The sequence below is a fragment of the Streptomyces subrutilus genome (genome assembly GCF_001746425.1).
GTDB classification, from domain to species: Bacteria; Actinomycetota; Actinomycetes; order Streptomycetales; family Streptomycetaceae; genus Streptomyces; species Streptomyces subrutilus_A.
In genome coordinates, this window is sequence record NZ_MEHK01000001.1 from 5,304,434 (window position 1) to 5,324,559 (window position 20,126).

Annotated in this window: 17 protein-coding genes; 13 read left to right on the forward strand and 4 right to left on the reverse strand. The window is 73.0% G+C overall.

The window, feature by feature from the left end; genetic code table 11:
- The first annotated feature begins 1 nt into the window (after position 1).
- From BGK67_RS25030 to BGK67_RS25070, 9 genes are all read left to right on the forward strand, one after another.
- Positions 2-304 carry a hypothetical protein gene (locus BGK67_RS25030; RefSeq protein ID WP_069922180.1) on the forward strand — a complete coding sequence of 101 codons (303 nt, stop codon included), beginning with the start codon at positions 2-4 and terminating at the stop codon, positions 302-304.
- 109 nt (positions 305-413) lie between these two features.
- Positions 414-2,357: an acyl-CoA dehydrogenase family protein gene (locus tag BGK67_RS25035; protein WP_069922181.1), complete on the forward strand. Its 1,944-nt coding sequence runs from the start codon at positions 414-416 to the stop codon at positions 2,355-2,357.
- 38 nt (positions 2,358-2,395) lie between these two features.
- Positions 2,396-3,760, forward strand: coding sequence for a serine/threonine-protein kinase (locus BGK67_RS25040; protein ID WP_141754049.1), 1,365 nt, complete (start codon positions 2,396-2,398; stop codon positions 3,758-3,760).
- A 21-nt stretch (positions 3,761-3,781) separates the two neighbouring features.
- Positions 3,782-5,035 carry a 1-deoxy-D-xylulose-5-phosphate reductoisomerase gene (gene dxr, locus BGK67_RS25045; protein WP_069922183.1) on the forward strand — a complete coding sequence of 418 codons (1,254 nt, stop codon included), beginning with the start codon at positions 3,782-3,784 and terminating at the stop codon, positions 5,033-5,035.
- Positions 5,032-6,333, forward strand: a complete 1,302-nt coding sequence (locus tag BGK67_RS25050; protein ID WP_069922184.1) for a M50 family metallopeptidase — start codon at positions 5,032-5,034, stop codon at positions 6,331-6,333. Before dxr ends, BGK67_RS25050 begins: the two co-directional genes overlap by 4 nt.
- Positions 6,334-6,508: 175 nt before the next feature.
- Positions 6,509-7,666, forward strand: coding sequence for a flavodoxin-dependent (E)-4-hydroxy-3-methylbut-2-enyl-diphosphate synthase (ispG, locus tag BGK67_RS25055; protein ID WP_069922185.1), 1,158 nt, complete (start codon positions 6,509-6,511; stop codon positions 7,664-7,666).
- A 139-nt stretch (positions 7,667-7,805) separates the two neighbouring features.
- Positions 7,806-8,651 (forward strand): GNAT family N-acetyltransferase, encoded by an 846-nt coding sequence (locus tag BGK67_RS25060; protein ID WP_208948747.1) that lies wholly within the window; start codon positions 7,806-7,808, stop codon positions 8,649-8,651.
- A 49-nt stretch (positions 8,652-8,700) separates the two neighbouring features.
- A complete protein-coding gene (locus tag BGK67_RS25065; RefSeq protein ID WP_069922187.1) occupies positions 8,701-9,243 on the forward strand; it encodes a GNAT family N-acetyltransferase in 543 nt (180 codons plus the stop codon).
- Positions 9,244-9,301: 58 nt separating this feature from the next.
- Positions 9,302-11,008, forward strand: coding sequence for a proline--tRNA ligase (locus tag BGK67_RS25070; RefSeq protein WP_069922188.1), 1,707 nt, complete (start codon positions 9,302-9,304; stop codon positions 11,006-11,008).
- 515 nt (positions 11,009-11,523) lie between these two features.
- Here the strand turns inward: BGK67_RS25070 and BGK67_RS36505 are convergent.
- Genes BGK67_RS36505 through BGK67_RS25090 form a run of 4 tightly spaced genes read right to left on the reverse strand, consistent with a single transcriptional unit; the run spans position 11,524 to position 14,708 of the window.
- Positions 11,524-12,732, reverse strand: a complete 1,209-nt coding sequence (locus BGK67_RS36505; protein ID WP_079154657.1) for a slipin family protein — start codon at positions 12,730-12,732, stop codon at positions 11,524-11,526.
- A 55-nt stretch (positions 12,733-12,787) separates the two neighbouring features.
- Entirely contained in the window at positions 12,788-13,690 is a 903-nt protein-coding gene (locus tag BGK67_RS25080) for an aminoglycoside phosphotransferase family protein (RefSeq protein ID WP_069922189.1), read from the reverse strand.
- Between the two features lie 44 nt (positions 13,691-13,734).
- Positions 13,735-14,175 carry a ferritin-like domain-containing protein gene (locus BGK67_RS25085; RefSeq protein WP_069922190.1) on the reverse strand — a complete coding sequence of 147 codons (441 nt, stop codon included), beginning with the start codon at positions 14,173-14,175 and terminating at the stop codon, positions 13,735-13,737.
- Entirely contained in the window at positions 14,172-14,708 is a 537-nt protein-coding gene (locus BGK67_RS25090) for a hypothetical protein (protein ID WP_069922191.1), read from the reverse strand. Before BGK67_RS25090 ends, BGK67_RS25085 begins: the two co-directional genes overlap by 4 nt.
- Before the next feature lie 155 nt (positions 14,709-14,863).
- On the opposite strand from BGK67_RS25090, the gene rimP reads away from it, so the two are divergent.
- From rimP to infB, 4 genes are all read left to right on the forward strand, one after another.
- Positions 14,864-15,361 (forward strand): ribosome maturation factor RimP, encoded by a 498-nt coding sequence (gene rimP / locus BGK67_RS25095; RefSeq protein WP_069922192.1) that lies wholly within the window; start codon positions 14,864-14,866, stop codon positions 15,359-15,361.
- 2 nt (positions 15,362-15,363) lie between these two features.
- Positions 15,364-16,374: a transcription termination factor NusA gene (gene nusA / locus BGK67_RS25100; protein WP_069922193.1), complete on the forward strand. Its 1,011-nt coding sequence runs from the start codon at positions 15,364-15,366 to the stop codon at positions 16,372-16,374.
- A 147-nt stretch (positions 16,375-16,521) separates the two neighbouring features.
- Positions 16,522-16,809: a YlxR family protein gene (locus BGK67_RS25105; RefSeq protein ID WP_069922194.1), complete on the forward strand. Its 288-nt coding sequence runs from the start codon at positions 16,522-16,524 to the stop codon at positions 16,807-16,809.
- Between the two features lie 148 nt (positions 16,810-16,957).
- The gene (gene infB / locus BGK67_RS36510; RefSeq protein WP_079154361.1) at positions 16,958-20,068 is read left to right on the forward strand and encodes a translation initiation factor IF-2; all 3,111 of its coding nucleotides are present in this window, start codon (positions 16,958-16,960) and stop codon (positions 20,066-20,068) included.
- Positions 20,069-20,126: the final 58 nt, after the last annotated feature.

Sequence of the window (20,126 nt, forward strand, 5' to 3'; positions counted from 1 at the left end):
CGTGGACGACAAGGCGGGCCGGCGGCCGGCGCAGCTGTCCGGCGGCCGGCAGCAGCGGGTGGCGATCGCGCGGACCTGGTCCATCGGCCGACGGCGACATCGCGGTCAGCGCCGCGTCGGATGCGTGACCACCGAGCGCGGACAGAACTCCGCGGTCCACAGCCGCACCCCCGCACCGGTGACATCCCACGTCTTCGAAGGCGACCACTTCCCCCTCGTCCCCCACGCGGCGCAGGTCGCCCGCCCGGCCGTGGCCCGGTACGGCGCCTGCTCCCCGACCGTGTGCCCGCGGGCACACGGGTGACAGAGGCCGTCCCCCTTTTCCTTCGCGCCGACATTGGGTACGACTCCCAGGTAGCACCGGCTGGCAATCCGGTGAACCCACCCGACTCGGCGGCGAGGTGAGTCCCCTCATGTCCGCAACACAGCCCGTACAGCCCAAGGTGACCGAGCGCGAGGCACGGCAGGTCGCGGAAGCGGCCCGGGAACAGGACTGGCGCAAGCCCAGCTTCGCCAAGGAGCTCTTCCTCGGCAGGCTGCGGCTCGACCTGATCCACCCGCACCCGCTCCCCGCCGACGAGGACGTCCGGCGCGGCGAGGCCTTCCTCGCCCGGCTCCGGACCTTCTGCGAGAACGAGATCGACGGGGCCCGCATCGAGCGCGAGGCGAAGATCCCCGACGAGACCGTGCGCGGGCTGAAGGAGCTCGGCGCCCTCGGCATGAAGATCGACCCCAAGTACGGCGGCCTCGGCCTGACCCAGGTCTACTACAACAAGGCGCTCGCCCTGGTCGGCTCCGTCAGCCCCGCCATCGGCGCGCTGCTCTCCGCCCACCAGTCCATCGGCGTCCCCCAGCCGCTGAAGATCTTCGGCACGCAGGAGCAGAAGGACGCCTACCTCCCGCGCTGCGCCACCACCGCCATCAGCGCCTTCCTGCTCACCGAGCCGGACGTGGGCTCCGACCCGGCGCGGCTGGCCACCACCGCGGTCCCGGACGGCGAGGACGCCTACGTCCTCGACGGGGTGAAGCTGTGGACCACCAACGGGGTGGTCGCGGACCTGCTCGTGGTGATGGCCCGGGTGCCCCGGAGCGAGAACCACCGCGGCGGGATCACCGCCTTCGTCGTCGAGGCCGACTCGCCGGGGATCACCGTCGAGCACCGCAACGCCTTCATGGGCCTGCGCGGCCTGGAGAACGGCGTCACCCGCTTCCACCAGGTCCGGGTGCCCGCCGCCAACCGGATCGGACCCGAGGGCTCCGGCCTCAAGATCGCCCTGACCACGCTCAACACCGGACGGCTGTCGCTGCCCGCCATGTGCGTCGGCGCCGGCAAGTGGTGCCTGAAGATCGCCCGCGAGTGGTCCGGCGTACGCGAGCAGTGGGGCCGGCCGGTCGCGCGGCACGAGGCGGTCGGCGCCAAGATCTCCTTCATCGCCGCCACCACCTTCGCCCTCGAGGCCGTCGTGGACCTCGCCTCCCAGATGGCCGACGAGGACCGCAACGACATCCGCATCGAGGCCGCCCTCGCCAAGCTCTACGGCTCGGAGATGGCCTGCCTGATGGCCGACGAGCTGGTCCAGATCCGCGGCGGCCGCGGCTTCGAGACCGCCGACTCCCTCGCCGCCCGCGGCGAGCGCGCCGTCCCCGCCGAGCAGATGCTCCGCGACCTGCGCATCAACCGGATCTTCGAGGGCTCGACCGAGATCATGCACCTGCTGATCGCCCGCGAGGCCGTCGACGCCCACCTGTCGGTCGCGGGCGACCTCATCGACCCCGACAAGGACCTCGGCGACAAGGCCAGGGCGGGCGCCCGCGCCGCCGGGTTCTACGCCCGCTGGCTGCCGAAACTGGCCACCGGCGCCGGCCAGGTGCCCGGGACCTACCGCGCCTTCCACCCCGCGGGCCACCCGGACCTCGCCACCCACCTGCGCTACGTGGAACGCGGTGCCCGCAAACTCGCCCGGTCCACCTTCTACGCCATGTCCCGCTGGCAGGGCCGCATGGAGACCAAACAGGGCTTCCTAGGCCGGATCGTCGACATCGGCGCCGAGCTCTTCGCGATGAGCGCGGCCTGCGTCCGCGCCGAGCACCTGCGCACCACCGGCGACCACGGCCGCGAGGCCTACCAGCTGGCCGACGCCTTCTGCCGGCAGTCCCGGATCCGGGTCGAGGAGCTCTTCGGCCGGCTGTGGACCAACACCGACGACCTCGACGGGAAGGTCGTCGCGGGAGTGCTGAGCGGCACCTACACCTGGCTGGAGGACGGCATCATCGACCCCTCCGGCGACGGCCCCTGGATCGCGGACGCCGCCCCCGGCCCCTCGACGCGGGAAAACGTGCACCGCCCCCTCCGCTGACCTGCGATCATCGCCGGACGCCGGACAGGCGTACGAGGATGAGTGCGCGTACGGACACCCGTACGCGCACGAGCACGGGCAAGGCGGAGCCAACGATGCCGACGGCCGAGGAAGACCGCGCCAGCCGACGGCTGGCCTGGTGCGCGGCGCACCTGCTGCGCCACGCACCGGACCATGTCGTCACCGACGTGACCGGCCGGCTCGACGCGCCGGCCCGCAAGTACCTGTGCCGCGACGCGTGGCTCTCGCCCTCGACCGTCAGCCTGCTGCTGCGCCACGGCAGCGAGGAGGACCGGCAGTACGTCGCCCGCAACCCCCACGTCGTGGGGCGCCCCCTGCCCGGGCTGCCCGGCCCGGCGCGGTACGCGGCCCGCCCCGGGCCGTCCCCCGAACTGCTGGCGGACGTCGGCCCCGGCCCGTTCACCACCGGCGAGCTGATAGCGCTGCTGCGCCGGCACGGCCGCCGGCCCCGGATCCCGCTGACCCTGCTGCGGATGCCGCACGCCCCCCTCGACCCCGCCACGCTGCTGCACGAGCACGCCCGCGACCCGCTGCCGCCCAGCGCGGTCGAGGCCCTCCTGCTCGCCGGCGCACTGCCCCGGGAGGCCTGCCGGGCACTGCTCGACGCCGGCCCGCAGGACACGGGGGCGCACCGGTGGTACCGGCCCGCCGTACGCGCCGTCCGGATGGGGCTGCTCACCTGCGACGAGCTCGTCGCCCACGTCGCCCCCGCGCACCGCACCCTGCTGCTCACGGACCTGCCCGCGGCGCGGGGCCTGCGCTGGTCCCTGCCCGAACGGACCGGGATGCGCACGGCCGTCGCCCGGGCCCTGCGCCCGCTGCGGGACGACCCCCGGCTCTGGTCGGAACTGCTCCACGGCGCCCCCGGCTTCCGCGGCACCCTGCCGGTCCTCGTGGCCCGGATCGTGCGCGGCACCCTGCCGGAGCCCGCCGCAGGCGGCCCGGAGGTCCCCGGGCTCTCCGAGGCGGTGCGCTCCCTGGCCCCGCGGGCCGCCGAGCCCGCCGGGGGCGTCGACCGCGAACTGGCCCTGGCCAGCCTCGCCGTGCCCATGCCGTCCGTCGAGGAGGACATCCGCTGGGTGCGCGACTGCCTGGCCCGCGGCCTGCTCACCGGCGAGGACGTGATCCGCCACAAGGCGCCCGCCTGCTGGGCCCTCGACGAGGGCCACTGGCTCGGCGAGGTGGACCACCCCGACCGCCACGACCGGGCCGCGCCGGTGCTCGCCGCCCGGGCCGAGGCCGACCGGCTGTTCGCCCTGGCCCTCGGCGCCGATCCGGACGCCTGGTGGCGCGTCGCCGTCACGCTCCCCGACTTCGCCGGAACGCTGCCGCACCTCCTCCTGCGGGTCACGGAAGGGGGATCCGTGTCGGGCCGCTCCTGAGTTCCGGCAACAATGGGGGGCATGAGCGACCGCCCAGCCCCCCTCGCCGATCCGCACCTCCTCTTCGACCCCGCGGCCGGCCGCCGGGACATCGTCATCCTCGGGTCCACCGGTTCCATCGGCACCCAGGCCATCGACCTGGCCCTGCGCAACCCGGACCGGTTCCGGGTGACCGCGCTGTCCGCCGCCGGCGGCCGGGTCGAGCTGCTGGCCGAGCAGGCACGGCAGCTGCGGGTCACGACGGTGGCCGTCGCCCGCGAGGACGTCGTACCGGCCCTGAAAGAGGCGCTGAGCGCCCGGTACGGGACCTCCGAGCCGCTGCCCGAGATCCTGGCCGGGCCGGACGCGGCGGCCGAGCTCGCGGCCTCCGAGTGCCACACCGTCCTCAACGGCATCACCGGCTCCATCGGGCTCGCGCCCACCCTCGCCGCGCTCCGGGCCGGCCGGACCCTGGCGCTCGCCAACAAGGAGTCGCTGATCGTCGGCGGCCCCCTGGTGAAGGCCCTCGCGCGGCCCGGCCAGATCATCCCCGTGGACTCCGAGCACGCCGCGCTCTTCCAGGCGCTGGCCGCCGGGACCCGGGCCGATGTGCGCAAGCTCGTCGTCACGGCCTCCGGCGGCCCCTTCCGCGGCCGCACCCGCGCGGAGCTGGCCGGGGTCACCGTCGAGGACGCCCTCGCGCACCCCACCTGGGCCATGGGGCCGGTGATCACGGTCAACAGCGCCACACTGGTCAACAAGGGGCTCGAGGTCATCGAGGCGCACCTGCTCTACGACATCCCCTTCGACCGCATCGAGGTCGTGGTCCACCCCCAGTCCTACGTGCACTCGATGGTCGAGTTCACGGACGGCTCCACCCTCGCGCAGGCCACCCCGCCGGACATGCGCGGCCCCATCGCGATCGGCCTCGGCTGGCCCCAGCGGATCCCGGACGCCGCCCCCGCCTTCGACTGGACCAAGGCGTCCGCCTGGGAGTTCTTCCCGCTGGACACCGAGGCCTTCCCGGCGGTCGGCCTGGCCCGGCACGTGGGCACCCTCGGCGGCACCGCCCCGGCCGTGTTCAACGCGGCCAACGAGGAGTGCGTGGAGGCGTTCCTGGCAGGTCGGCTGCCGTTCACGGCAATCATGGATACCGTCTCTGCCGTGGTCGACGAGCACGGAGTACCGCGGTCGGGAACCTCCCTGACCGTGCAGGACGTCCTTGAAGCAGAGGCCTGGGCCCGTTCCCGGGCGCGGGAGATGGCGGCGCGGGCCGCCGTGGAGGCGAGCGCATGACACTGCTGATGACGGTGCTCGGGGTGGTGATCTTCGCGGTCGGCCTGCTGGTGTCCATCGCGTGGCACGAGCTCGGACACCTCTCCACGGCCAAGCTCTTCGGCATCCGGGTGCCGCAGTACATGGTGGGCTTCGGCCCGACCATCTGGTCGCGGAGGAAGGGCGAGACCGAGTACGGGATCAAGGCCATCCCGATGGGCGGCTACATCCGCATGATCGGGATGTTCCCGCCCGGCGAGGACGGCAAGGTCACCGCCCGCTCGACCTCGCCGTTCCGGTCGATGATCGAGGACGCGCGCTCGGCCGCGTACGAGGAGCTCCGGCCCGGGGACGAGAGCCGGCTCTTCTACACGCGCAAGCCGTGGAAGCGCGTGATCGTGATGTTCGCCGGACCGTTCATGAACCTCGTCCTGGCCGTGGCGATCTTCCTGACCACGCTGATGGCCTTCGGGCTGAACACGCAGACCACGACGGTCGCCACCGTCTCGGACTGCGTCATCCAGCAGAGCGAGAAGCGCGACACGTGCGCCCCCGGCGACCCGGCCGCCCCCGCCAAGGCGGCGGGCCTCAAGGCCGGCGACAAGATCGTCGCGTTCAACGGCCGCCCGGTCGAGGACTGGTCCGCCCTGCAGAAGGACATCCGTGCCACCGTCGGCCCCGCCACGATCACCGTGGAGCGGGCCGGCGAGAAGATCGGCCTCACGGCGGACCTGATCGAGAACAAGGTCGCCAAGACCGACGCCGACGGCAGGTACGTCAAGGACCAGTACGTCACGGCCGGCTTCCTCGGCTTCGCCCCCGCCGCCGGCTATGTCCCGCAGTCCTTCGGCCAGTCCGTCGACCGCATGGGCGAGATGATGGCGGCCGGCGTGCAGTCGCTGATCGACCTGCCGTCCAAGGTTCCGGACCTGTGGAACGCGGCCTTCAACGGCGCCGAGCGGGCGCAGGACAGCCCCATGGGCGTGGTCGGAGCGGCGCGGGTCAGCGGTGAGATCTTCACCCTCGACATCCCCGCCCAGCACCAGCTGGTGTTCTTCCTCAACCTGCTGGCCGGCTTCAACCTCTCGCTGTTCCTGTTCAACATGCTGCCGCTGCTCCCGCTCGACGGCGGGCACATCGCCGGCGCCCTGTGGGAGTCGCTCCGGCGGGGCGTGGCCCGGGTCTTCCGGCGCCCCGACCCCGGCCCGTTCGACGTGGCCAAGCTGATGCCGGTCGCCTACGTGGTGGCGGGGCTCTTCATCTGCTTCACGCTGCTGGTCATGGTGGCGGACGTGGTGAACCCCATCAAGATCACCTGACCGCGGCGGGGCCTACACGACGCACAGGGGAGCCGGGCACGCATCGTGCCCGGCCCCCTACGTTCGGGTGGCGCGGCCCCGCGGATGCGAGGGCCGCACCGTGATTGGCGTAATCTCGAAGCCTGGAGCCCGTCGATTTCGGGACCTTGATCCACACCTTGGGGTTGCACAGCAGATGACTGCCATCTCTCTCGGAATGCCGTCCGTGCCGACGAAGCTTGCCGACCGCCGGGTCAGCCGCAAGATCCAGGTCGGTTCCGTGGCCGTCGGCGGTGACGCACCCGTCTCGGTGCAGTCGATGACCACCACGCGTACCTCCGACATCGGCGCCACGCTCCAGCAGATCGCCGAACTGACGGCCTCCGGCTGCCAGATCGTCCGCGTGGCCTGCCCCACGCAGGACGACGCGGACGCCCTCGCCGTCATCGCGAAGAAGTCGCAGATCCCGGTCATCGCCGACATCCACTTCCAGCCCAAGTACGTGTTCGCCGCGATCGAGGCCGGCTGCGCCGCCGTCCGCGTGAACCCGGGCAACATCAAGCAGTTCGACGACAAGGTCAAGGAGATCGCGCGGGCCGCCAAGGACACCGGCACCCCGATCCGGATCGGCGTCAACGCGGGCTCCCTGGACGCCCGGCTGCTGAAGAAGTACGGCAAGGCCACCCCCGAGGCGCTGGTCGAGTCCGCGCTGTGGGAGGCCTCCCTCTTCGAGGAGCACGGCTTCGGCGACATCAAGATCTCGGTCAAGCACAACGACCCGGTCGTCATGGTCAACGCCTACCGCCAGCTGGCCGCCGCCTGCGACTACCCGCTGCACCTCGGCGTCACCGAGGCCGGCCCCGCCTTCCAGGGCACCATCAAGTCCGCCGTCGCCTTCGGAGCCCTGCTCTCCGAGGGCATCGGCGACACCATCCGCGTCTCCCTCTCCGCGCCGCCGGTCGAGGAGGTCAAGGTCGGCAACCAGATCCTGGAGTCGCTGAACCTCAAGCCCCGCCGCCTGGAGATCGTCTCCTGCCCGTCCTGCGGCCGCGCCCAGGTCGACGTCTACAAGCTGGCCGAAGAGGTCACGGCGGGCCTGGAGGGCATGGAGGTCCCGCTGCGCGTCGCCGTCATGGGCTGCGTCGTCAACGGCCCCGGCGAGGCCCGCGAGGCCGACCTGGGCGTGGCCTCCGGCAACGGCAAGGGCCAGATCTTCGTGAAGGGCGAGGTCATCAAGACCGTCCCCGAGTCGAAGATCGTCGAGACCCTCATCGAAGAGGCGATGAAGATCGCCGCGCAGATGGAGCAGGACGGCGTGACCTCCGGCGAGCCGACGGTCGCCATCGGCGTCTGATCCTCACGGGCAAAGCCCCGGCACCGTTCCCGCAGCTCGCGGGCGGGGCCGGGGCTTTTTCGTGACCTGGGGGACCGGGCATCCCCCCGCCCCGGCGGGTACAGTGCGGAGATCAGCAGACTTGTACGGTGAGGCCCCAGTGTTGACGCAGACCACCACCCGGGTCCTGGAACCCGGTGATCTCGACGCCGCGCTCGACGTCCTCGGACGCGAGCCGGTCGAGAACGCGTTCGTCGCCTCCCGGGTCCAGGTAGCCGGGCTCGACCCCTGGCGCCTGGGCGGCGAGATGTGGGGGTGGTACGCCGACGGCGAGCTCCGCTCCCTCTGCTACGCGGGCGCCAACCTGGTCCCCGTGTGCGCGGGACCCGACGCCGTACGCGCCTTCGCCGACCGCGCCCGCCGCACCGGCCGCCGCTGCTCCTCCATCGTGGGCCCCGCCGAGTCGACCCGGCTGCTGTGGCAGCTCCTGGAACCCAGCTGGGGCCCCGCCCGCGACGTGCGCTCCCACCAGCCGCTCATGGTCATCGAGAGCCCGTCCGCCACGGTCGAGGCGGACCCGCGGGTCCGCCGCGTCCGCAAGGACGAGATGGACCTGATCATGCCCGCCTGCGTGGCGATGTTCACCGAGGAGGTCGGCATCTCGCCGATGGCCGGCGACGGCGGGCTGCTCTACCAGGCGAGGGTCGCCGAACTCGTCGGCAGCGGACGCTCCTTCGCCCGGATCGAGGACGGGAAGATCGTCTTCAAGGCCGAGATCGGCGCCGCCACCGCCGGCGCCTGCCAGATCCAGGGCGTGTGGGTGGCCCCCGAGTTCCGCGGCCGCGGCTACTCGGAGACCGGGATGGCCGCCGTCGTCGCCTACGCGCTGCGCGACGTGGCGCCCGTGGTCAGCCTCTACGTGAACGACTTCAACGCCGCCGCCCGGGCCTCCTACCGGCGGGTGGGTTTCCGCGAGGTCGGCGCGTTCATGAGCGTGCTGTTCTGAACCTGCCGAACCCGTACCGGCCCTCCCTACCGCGAAGTAAGGTCGCCGCATGCTGCCTTCCGGAGTCCGCATCGGCCCCCTCGACCTCGCCGCCCGGGTGGACGAGGCCCTGCGCGTGCAGGCCGTCGCCTTCGGCCTCAGCGAAGAGGAGGTCGGTATCCGGCGCTACATCGTGCAGCGCCACATGACCTGCCGCGGAGCCCGCGCGCTGGGGGCCTTCGCCGAGGACGGCGCGCTCACCGGATTCGTCTACGGGATGCCCAACGACCGCACCCACTGGTGGTCCACCATCGTCGAGCCCTACCTGCGGGCGGGCGGCCACGAGCACTGGCTCGACGGCTCCTTCGTGATCACCGAACTGCACGTCCACCCCGGGTTCCAGGGCCACGGCGTCGGCCGCGCGCTGATCACCGAGATCACCGACAGCGCCGCCGAACCGCGCTCGATCCTCTCCGCCATCGACACCGACAGCCCCGCCCGACGCCTCTACCGCACCCTCGGCTACACCGACCTCGCCCGCCAGGTCCACTTCCCGAGCGCGAGCCTCCCGTACGCCGTGATGGGCGCCCCGCTGCCGCTGCCGAGGCCCTGAGCCGCAGCCCCGGGAAACGCGGTACCCCCGCCGGTGCGGACGCCGGTAATCTCCCGGCATGTCCACACCTCACGTGCAGCGCATGTCCCGACTCATGGCCAAGACCCTCCGCGAGGACCCCGCCGACGCCGAAACCCTCAGCCACCGGCTGCTGGTCCGCGCCGGCTACGTCCGGCGCAGCTCGGCGGGCGTGTGGACGTGGCTGCCGCTCGGCAAGCGGGTGCTGGACAACGTCTCGCGCGTCGTCCGCGAGGAGATGGACGCCATCGGGGCCCAGGAAGTGCTGCTCCCCGCGCTGCTGCCGAAGGAGCCGTACGAGGTCAGCGGGCGCTGGTCGGAGTACGGGGACCTGCTGTTCCGGCTCCGGGACCGCAAGGGCGCGGACTACCTGCTCGGCCCCACCCACGAGGAGATCTTCACCCTGGTGGTGAAGGACCAGTGCACCTCGTACAAGGACCTGCCGGTCATGCTGTACCAGATCCAGACCAAGTACCGGGACGAGGCGCGGCCGCGGTCGGGAGTGCTGCGCGGGCGCGAGTTCCAGATGAAGGACTCGTACTCCTTCGACGTCTCCGACGAGGGGCTGGCGCAGTCGTACGCCCTCCATCGCGCCGCCTACCAGCGCATCTTCACCCGGCTCGGCCTGGACCACCGGATCGTGTCGGCCGTGTCGGGGGCGATGGGCGGCTCGGCGTCCGAGGAGTTCCTGGCGCCCGCGGAAGCCGGCGAGGACACCTTCGCGGACTGCCCCTCCTGCGACTACGCGGCGAACACCGAGGCGGTGACCTTCGCGCTGACGCCGGCCGCCGGCGACCACGGGCCCGTGGAGGAGCTGGACACCCCCGACACCCCGACGATCGAGTCCCTGGCGGCGCTGCTCGGCGTCCCGGCCTCGGCGACCCTGAAGAACCTCCTGGTCAAGGTGGACGGGGAGATCGTGGCCGTCGGCGTCCCGGGCGACCGCGAGGTCGACCTCGGCAAGCTGGGCGAACACCTGGCCCCGGCGGTCGTCGAGCTCGTGACGGCCGAGGACTTCGAGGGCCGGCCCGACCTCGTACGGGGCTACGTGGGCCCCCAGGGCCTGGACAAGGTCCGCTACCTCGCCGACCCCCGGGTGGCGCCGGGCACGGCGTGGGTGACGGGGGCCAACAAGGCCGACGCGCACGCGCGCAACGTGGTCTGCGGGCGGGACTTCGAGGTGGACCGGTACCTGGACGTGGTGGTCGTGGAGCCGGGCGACCCCTGCCCGTCCTGCGGCGCGGGCCTGCGGCTGGACCGCGCGATCGAGATCGGGCACATCTTCCAGCTGGGCCGCAAGTACGCCGACGCGTTCGGCCTGGACGTGCTCGGCAAGGAGGGCAAGCCGGTGCGGGTCACGATGGGCTCGTACGGCATCGGCGTCTCGCGGGCGGTGGCGGCGCTGGCCGAGCAGACGGCGGACGAGCGCGGCCTCTCCTGGCCGGCGGCCGTGGCTCCGGCCGACGTGCACGTGGTGGCGGCGGGCAAGGCCGTGCCGCTGGCTCTCGCCGAGCAGGCGGCGTCGGCCCTCTCGGAGGCGGGGCTGCGGGTCCTGCTGGACGACCGTCCCGGGCTGTCGCCCGGCGTCAAGCTCACGGACGCGGAGTTGATCGGCGTGCCGTGGATCCTGGTCGCGGGCCGCCGCTCGGCCGACGGCGTCGTCGAACTCCAGCACCGCGCGACGGGCCACCGCGAGGAACTCGCCCTCCCGGAGGCCCTCACCCGCCTGACGCCCGTCCCCCGGTAACGGGGCCCCGCGGCCGACACCCCCGACCCCGCCCCCCGCGACCGGGGCTCGGCCCCGGGCCTGCTGCCTGGTGTGCCGGGTGCGGCTCCGTGATGGGGCCGCCCCGGGCCCCGCGCCCTAATCGCCGGCGGGGCTGGATGGGCGGGGCTGGGCCCTGGGCCTGCCGCCTGGTGTGGCCGGGTGCGGCTCAGTGATCGGGGCTCCGCCCCGGGCCTCGCGCCTCAATCGCCGGCGGGGCTGGAATTTGGCTGGGCTGACATCGCACGTGCCGCGCGAAGGCCGCTTGCCGGCAGCGCTGAGCCGGCCTTCGCGGCGCCTTGGTTGCCCACCTCGGGCATGGCGGCCCGTGGCCGGCTTGGGCGGGGGCCATCCAGCCTCGCCGGCGTTCGAGGCGCGGGGTCTGGGGCGGAGCCCCGTCTTTGAGCCGCGCCGGCGATTGAGGGGCGGGTCCGGGCGGAGCCCGGTTCCGGGAAGGGGCGGGGTGGGGGAGGAAGCCCCGCGCAGCGGGCCAACGCCTAGGCGCGGAGATCGTCCGGGTCCTCCCGCGGCGGCGGCGCCCCGTCCAGCGCAAGGTCGACGGCCGGCGGCGGCTCGGCATCACCCGGAACGGCCGACGGGCCCGGCGCCTCGCCCGGAGCCGGGGTGTCGGCCGCAACCGGAGCCGCGGGGAGCGTACGACCCCGGCCGGGAGCGCCGGGGGCCCGGGCCGGGTCGGGGGCTTCGGCCGGGGCCGGGGCCGCTGGCAGCGAGCCCGCGGTGCCGGGAGGAGCCGGGACTCCGGGGGCGGAGCTTCCGTGCGGGGCCGGGGCAATCGCCGGGGCGGGGCCCGACGGCAGGGGGCCCGGAGCGCCCGGAGCGCCCGGAGCGGCCAGGGTTCCGGGAGCGGCCGGGGTGCCGGGAGCGGCCGGGGTTCCGGGGACGGCCGGGGTTCCGGGAGCCGGCGCGGGCGACTGGCCCGGCGGGGCGGGGGCGGCTCGTTCCAGGAAGCGGAGGAGTTCCACCGGGAACGGGAGGACCAGCGTCGAGTTCTTCTCCGCGGCCACCGCGACCACGGTCTGCAGCAACCGCAACTGCAGCGCGGCCGGCTGCTCCGACATCACCTCCGCCGCCTCGGCCAGCTTGTGCGAGGCCTGGAGCTCGGCATCGGCGTTGATCACCCGCGCCCGCCGCTCCCGGTCCGCCTCCGCCTGCCGTGCCATCGACCGCTTCATCGTCTCCGGCAGGGACACGTCCTTGATCTCGACCCGGTCGATCTGCACGCCCCACCCCACCGCCGGACTGTCGATCATCAGCTCCAGCCCCTGGTTCAGCATCTCCCGGTTGGACAGCAGATCGTCCAGGTCCGACTTGCCGATGATCGAGCGCAGCGAGGTCTGCGCCATCTGCGAGACGGCGAACCGGTAGTCCTCCACCGCCACGATCGCGTTCGCCGGGTCGACGACCTTGAAGTACACGACCGCGTCCACCCGCACCGTGACGTTGTCCCGGGTGATGCCCTCCTGGGCCGGCACCGGCAGCGTCACGATCTGCATGTTGACCTTCCGCAGCCGGTCCACCACGGGGACGATCACGGTGAAACCCGGCCCCCGGATGTCGTTCCGCAGCCGGCCGAAGCGGAACACCAAGCCCCGCTCGTACTGCTTCACCACCCGCGCCGCAGCGCCCACATACACGGCGACACCGGCCGCGGCCGCGATTCCCGCTGTCAGGAGTTCTTCGACCATGAGGACGACCCCCTGCCGGACATAGCCGGACATACCTATTTACCTACGGTATGCCCTACAGCCAGGCCGCGAACTCCAGCAACAGCTCCGCCTCCCGGCGCCGCCCCGCGGCCAGCGCCCGGTGCCCCGACTCCACCGCCCGGAACACCGTCCAGCCCCGCAGCCGCTCCCGGTCCACCTCCAGGGCGTCGGCCAGCCGGTTCACCCGGCGCCGGGCGCCCGCGGCCCCCGCCGACGTGGCCACCTGGTCCTCCAGCCGGTCCCGGGCCAGCCGCGCCAGGTCGTACGCCCGCTCGCCGACGACCGGCTCCGGACCCACCGTCAGCCACGGCGCGCGCTCGCCGGCGAGGACCTTGCCCTGCCGGAAGTTCCCGTGCAGCAGCAGTTCCTCCGGCGGCGCCGCGACCAGCTCGTCACGCATCGCCAGAGCGGTGTCCGCCAGCGCCCGGGCCTCCGCCGGGGCCGCCCGCAGCGCCGCCGACTGCCGCCGTGTCCGCTCGGCCACCGTCTCCCAGACGTGCCCGGCGGGCGGCGCCACCCACAGCCTGCGCAGCGTGCCGCCGGCCTCCAGCAGCGCCTTGGCGTCCGGCAGCGACCGCAGCGACACCTCCGGGTGCAGCCGCTCCAGCAGCAGCGCCCCGTCCTCCTCGTGGTACCGCGAGTCGAGGACCCGTACCGCTCCGAAGCCGCCCCAGTGCGCCAGCGCGGCCAGTTCCCGGTCGGGCCGGGCGCGCGGCGGCGCCAGTTTCAGAGCGGCCGGGGTCCCGTCGGCGTACTGGACGAGGACGACCAGACTGCTGCGGCCGCCCGGGGCCTGCACCCGCTGGGCCTGCACCTCGCGCCGGGACAGCGCGGCCTCGGTGAGCCCCGGCAACTGCTCCAGCCACTCCGCGTCCTGCGCCGATTCCGGCAGCTCGCCGAGCGCCCGTACAAGCCGCTGCGGCGGTTCGAAAACCATGCGTGCGTGGTCCCTTTCAGCTGTGCCGGGCCCGCTTCGCCACTTCAGCGCTTCTCGGTGAGCCCAGGGAAGGCTACGCCGACACCGCGCCAGCGTGCCGCGCGCACGGCCGCGGCGCTCAGCGCGTCGGCCGCCTCACGGCGCAGCGGGCCCTCCGCCGCCCGCACCAGATCGGAGTACGCGCCCGCCACCCGGTCCTCGATCTCGGCGGCCAGCCGCTCCGCGTCGGCCGCGCCGCGCACCTCGAAGGGCAGGGCGTACGCCGCCTCCGCGGGCCGCGGCGCGCCGCCCAGCTCCCGCACCGTCCGGGCCAGCGAGTCCCGTCGCGCCAGGTGGCCGCCGTAGGCCTCCCGGGCCTCGGCCGCGCGGGCCCCGGTGGTCCGGGCGCCGATCACCCCGTAGCCGTACGCGGCCGCGTGCTCGGCGGCGAGCGCGGCCTGGGCGGCCTCCAGGGCCCGGCCGGCGGGGGAGGGTTCGGGCTTCACGGCGTGGCTCCGGGGGTCGAGGTCAGCAGGTACGCGTGGACGGCTCCGCAGGCGGCCACCGAGGCCAGCATCCGGGCCAGCTCCCCCGGCGCCCCGGCCAGGTCGATGGTCCGGGCCTCCGACAGGCTCCGCTCGGCGTCCGCGAGGGCGGTCAGGGCGTCGGCGGGCTTCGGCGCCACCGGCTCCGCGCTCGGCGCGGGAGCGGCCGCGCCCGTACCGCCGGCCGGGGAGGCGGAGGGGGCGCCCGGAGGGGTGAGGGAGAAGGCCGCCGCGTGCGCGGCGACGGCGGCGTGCAGCGGCGCGAGCCGCGCCGCCAGAGCCGGATGGGCGGCGGCCGTGGCGGCGTAACGTTCCAGCAGCCGCGCACTGTCACGAACGGCCGCTTCCCGCATCCGCCGTTCGAGTGGAATCCCGGTGTCCGTGCCGGGCGAACCGGCGTCGGAGCACCCGGCGAGCAGCACGGTTCCGGCCGCTCCGGCCGCTCCGGCGAGCAGGCTCCTGCGCGAGGGCCTCGATGACAGAGTCCAGGGCACGGCGACGTCCTCGGGGGTGATGGCGGGGCAGGTGTGATCACCGTACCCGGGGCCCCGTCCACAGGGCGGACGGCAACACCCTCCGCGACCGGATACCCTTTGACCTGACGCACGACGGAAACCACAACAGCACACGCGGCCGAGGAGTCACCCGGATGAGCACCACCCAGAGCGACAGGCTGCGCGGACTGCTGGAGCCGCTCGTCGCCGCCAAGGGCCTGGACCTCGAGGAGATCGAGCTGTCCAAGGCGGGCAAGCGCCGGATGCTGCGGATCATCGTGGATTCCGATGAGGGTGTGGAGCTGGACGCGTGTGCCGAGCTGAGCCGTGAGGTCTCCGACGAGCTCGACCAATCCGACGTGATGGGCGAGGACGAGTACGTCCTCGAAGTCAGCTCCCCCGGCGCGGACCGCCCCCTCAGTGAGCACCGTCACTACGTACGGGCGACGGGCCGCCTCGTGAAGTTCCAGTTGGCGGAGGGCGGGGAACTGATCGCCCGCATCCTCGGCGTGGACGACGAGGGAATGGACCTCGAGGTCCCGGGCGTGAAGGGCCGCAAGGCGACCGCCCGCCGCATTGCTTTCACCGACATCGCCAAGGCGCGTGTCGAGATCGAGTTCAGCCGCAAGGACAAGAAGGAAGAGGAGGCGTAGCCGTGGACATCGACATGAGTGCCCTGCGGGGTCTGGTCCGGGAGAAGGAGATCTCCTTCGACCTGCTCGTCGAGGCGATCGAGTCGGCCCTCCTCATCGCGTACCACCGTACCGAGGGGAGCTTCCGCCGCGCCCGCGTCGTGCTGGACCGCACCAACGGTCACGTGGTCGTGTGGGCGACGGAGGACCCGAGGGACCTCGAAGAGGGCCAGGAGCCCAAGGAGTTCGACGACACCCCGTCGGACTTCGGGCGCATCGCCGCGACGACCGCCAAGCAGGTGATCCTGCAGCGTCTGCGCGACGCCGAGGACGACCTGACCTTCGGCGAGTTCGCCGGCCGGGAGGGCGACGTCATCACCGGTGTCGTCCAGCAGGGCAAGGACCCCAAGAACGTCCTCGTCGACATCGGCAAGCTGGAGGCCATCCTGCCGGTGCAGGAGCAGGTGCCCGGCGAGGAGTACACGCACGGGTTGCGCCTGAAGGCGTACGTCGTGCGGGTGGCGAAGGGTGTCCGCGGTCCGTCCGTGACCCTTTCGCGCACCCACCCCAACCTGGTGAAGAAGCTCTTCGCGCTGGAGGTGCCGGAGATCGCGGACGGCAGCGTCGAGATCTCGGCCATCGCACGTGAGGCCGGTCACCGCACCAAGATCGCCGTCCGGTCCACCCGCTCGGGCCTGAACCCGAAGGGCGCCTGCATCGGCCCGATGGGCAGCCGGGTGCGCAATGTCATGGCCGAGCTGCACGGTGAGAAGATCGACATCGTGGACTGGTCGGACGACCCGGCGGAGATGGTCGCGAACGCGCTGTCACCCGCCCGGGTGAGCAAGGTCGAGGTCGTGGACTGGGACACCCGGTCCGCGCGGGTGACCGTGCCCGATTACCAGCTGTCGCTGGCCATCGGCAAGGAGGGCCAGAACGCCCGCCTCGCCGCGCGGCTCACCGGCTGGCGCATCGACATCCGTCCCGACACCGAGACGTCCCCGGACGCCGACGCGGACCGCGACGGGGAATAAACCGGTACCGCCCGGGGTTGCCCGGGCGGTAGACAGGACCACACGACGGCCTTACCACGGGCCGGTGGATCACCACAACACAACAGCCGTTCGATTTTCGCCCGGAACTTGTCGGGGGAAGGTCGGTGCGGGGAGGTAGACTTAGGCGTGTCTGGCCGGACGCAAGCCCGCGCATGCCCCGAACGCACCTGTGTGGGGTGTCGGGAGCGAGCGGCCAAGAGCGATCTGCTGCGCATCGTGGCGGTCGAGGACGAATGCGTCCCCGATCCACGCGGTACGCTGCCCGGCCGGGGTGCCTACGTGCACCCTGCCGTGGTCTGTCTCGACCAGGCGGTCCGCCGCCGGGCGTTCCCCCGGGCCCTCAGGTCCGCCGGAGCGCTCGACACGACGGAACTGCGCAAAGCCCTGGCCCCCGAGGCCGAGGCGACACCGTAAGAAGTAGTACGGCACGGATACCCCGTGCGGTCAGGTACCTCGCGAGTTGGAAGTAGGTCGAGATTGCGATGAGCACTCGATGAGTACGCGATGAGTACGCCCATGAAGTAGCGACGGTCCGGCGTAACCCGGACCTAAAAGGAGCGAAGTGGCTAAGGTCCGGGTATATGAACTCGCCAAGGAGTTCGGAGTGGAGAGCAAGGTCGTCATGGCCAAGCTCCAAGAACTCGGTGAATTCGTCCGTTCGGCGTCCTCGACGATCGAGGCGCCGGTTGTACGCAAGTTGACTGACGCACTGCAGGGGCCCGGCGGCAACGCCGGCAAGTCCGCTGCGAAGCCCGGCGCGCCCCGCAAGGCCGCGCCCGCCAAGCCCGCGGCGCCCTCCCCGGCCGCCGCGGCACGTCCCGCTGCCCCGAAGCCCGGCGCACCGGCCCCCAAGCCGGCCGCCGCAGAGGCTCCGGCCGTCAGCGCCCCGGTGACTCCGGCCGCATCCGGCCCGCGTCCCGGCCCCAAGGCTCCGGCCGCCCCCAAGCCCGCTCCGGCGGCTCCCGTGGCGACCGAGTTCTCCGCGCCTCCGGCGGCTCCCGCCGCCCCGGCGCGCACCGAGCGTCCCGCCGCCGCCCCCGGTCCCCGACCGGCGCAGCAGCGTCCGGCCGCCCAGGGTGGCCAGGCCGGCGCCCGTCCCGGCGCCCCGCGTCCGGCCGGCACCACTCCCGGTGCCCCGGCGCAGCGTCCCGGCGGCCAGGCCCCGCGTCCGCAGGGCGCCCGTCCGGCGGGTCCCCGTCCGGGCAACAACCCCTTCACCTCCGGCGGCTCCACCGGTATGGCGCGCCCCCAGGCGCCCCGTCCGGCCGGCGCCCCGCGTCCCGGTGCCCCCGGCGCCGGCGGCGGCCAGGGTGCTCCCCGCCCGCAGGGCGGCCCCGGTGGCGCTCCGCGTCCCCAGGGTCCCGGCGGTGCCCGTCCCACTCCGGGCGGCATGCCCCGTCCGCAGGGCGGCGCCCCGCGTCCGGGCGGTGCTCCCGGTGGTAACCGTCCCAACCCGGGCATGATGCCGCAGCGTCCCGCTGCCGGTGGTCCCGGTCCCCGTCCCGGTGGCGGCCCCGGTGGCCGTGGTCCCGGTGCGGGCGGTCCGCGCCCCGGTGGCGCCGGTCGCCCCGCGGGCGGCGGCTTCGCCGGTCGTCCGGCCGGTCCGGGCTCGCGTCCCGGCGGCGGTGGCGGCTTCGGCGGCCCGCGCCCCGGTGGCGGCGGCTTCGGCGGCGGTCCGGCCGGTGCCGGCGGCGGCGGTCGTCCCGGCTTCGGCGGGCGTCCCGGTGGTCCCGGTGCCCGTGGTGGCACGCAGGGTGCCTTCGGCCGTCCCGGCGGTCCGGCCCGTCGCGGCCGCAAGTCGAAGCGTCAGAGGCGCCAGGAGTACGAGGCCATGCAGGCCCCGTCCGTGGGCGGCGTGATGCTGCCCCGCGGCAACGGCGAGACCGTTCGCCTGTCGCGCGGTGCGTCCCTCACCGACTTCGCGGAGAAGATCAACGCCAACCCGGCGTCGCTGGTCGCGGTCATGATGAACCTCGGCGAGATGGTCACTGCCACGCAGTCCGTCTCCGACGAGACCCTCCAGCTCCTCGCGGGCGAGATGAACTACCAGGTTCAGATCGTCAGCCCGGAGGAGGAGGACCGCGAGCTCCTCGAGACCTTCGACATCGAGTTCGGCGAGGACGAGGGCGGCGAGGAATACCTCATGCCGCGTCCGCCGGTCGTCACCGTCATGGGTCACGTCGACCACGGTAAGACCCGCCTCCTCGACGCCATCCGCAAGACGAACGTCGTCGCGGGCGAGGCCGGCGGCATCACGCAGCACATCGGTGCGTACCAGGTCGGCACCGAGGTCAACGGTGAAGAGCGCAAGATCACCTTCATCGACACCCCGGGTCATGAGGCGTTCACCGCCATGCGTGCCCGTGGTGCCAAGTCGACCGACATCGCGATCCTCGTGGTCGCGGCCAACGACGGCGTCATGCCGCAGACGATCGAGGCGCTCAACCACGCCAAGGCCGCCGGCGTCCCGATCGTCGTCGCGGTCAACAAGATCGACGTCGAGGGTGCCGACCCGGTCAAGGTGCGCGGTCAGCTCACCGAGTTCGGCCTGGTCGCCGAGGAGTACGGCGGCGACACGATGTTCGTCGACATCTCCGCCAAGCAGGGTCTGCACATCGACTCCCTGCTCGAGGCCGTCGTCCTCACCGCCGACGCCTCGCTCGACCTGCGCGCCAACCCGGAGCAGGACGCTCAGGGTATTGCGATCGAGTCCCACCTCGACCGCGGCCGCGGTGCCGTCGCCACCGTCCTCGTCCAGCGCGGTACCCTCCGCGTCGGCGACACGATGGTCGTGGGCGACGCCTACGGCCGCGTGCGCGCCATGCTCGACGACAAGGGCAACAACGTCGAGGAAGCGGGTCCGTCGACCCCCGTCCTGGTCCTGGGTCTCACCAACGTCCCCGGCGCCGGCGACAACTTCCTCGTCGTCGACGAGGACCGTACGGCCCGTCAGATCGCCGAGAAGCGTGCTGCGCGTGAGCGCAACGCCAACTTCGCCAAGCGTGTCCGCCGGGTGTCCCTGGAAGACCTCGACTCGGTCCTCAAGGCCGGTCTGGTCCAGGAACTCAACCTCATCATCAAGGGCGACGCGTCCGGTGCGGTGGAGGCCCTCGAGTCCTCGCTGCTCCAGCTCGACGTCGGCGAAGAGGTGGACATCCGCGTCCTGCACCGCGGTGTGGGTGCGGTCACCGAGTCCGACATCGACCTGGCGATGGGCTCCGACGCCATCGTCATCGGCTACAACGTCCGTGCGGCCGGCCGTGCCGCGCAGATGGCGGAGCGCGAGGGCGTCGACGTCCGCTACTACTCGGTGATCTACCAGGCCATCGAGGAGATCGAGGCGGCCCTGAAGGGTCTCCTCAAGCCGGAGTACGAAGAGGTCGAGCTGGGTACGGCGGAGGTCCGCGAGATCTTCCGCTCGTCCAAGCTGGGCAACATCGCCGGTGTCCTCATCCGGTCCGGCGAGGTCAAGCGCAACACCAAGGCGCGGCTCCTGCGCGATGGCAAGGTCATCGCCGAGAGCCTCACCATCTCCGGTCTGCGCCGCTTCAAGGACGACGTCACCGAGATCCGCGAAGGCTTCGAGGGCGGTATCAACCTCGGAAACTTCAACGACATCAAGATCGACGACGTCATCGCGACGTACGAGATGCGCGAGAAGCCCCGCGCGTAAGCGCGAGGCGGTTCGCACCGTGTCGTAGCAGCTGTGACACCGGGGCCGGTCGGCGGAA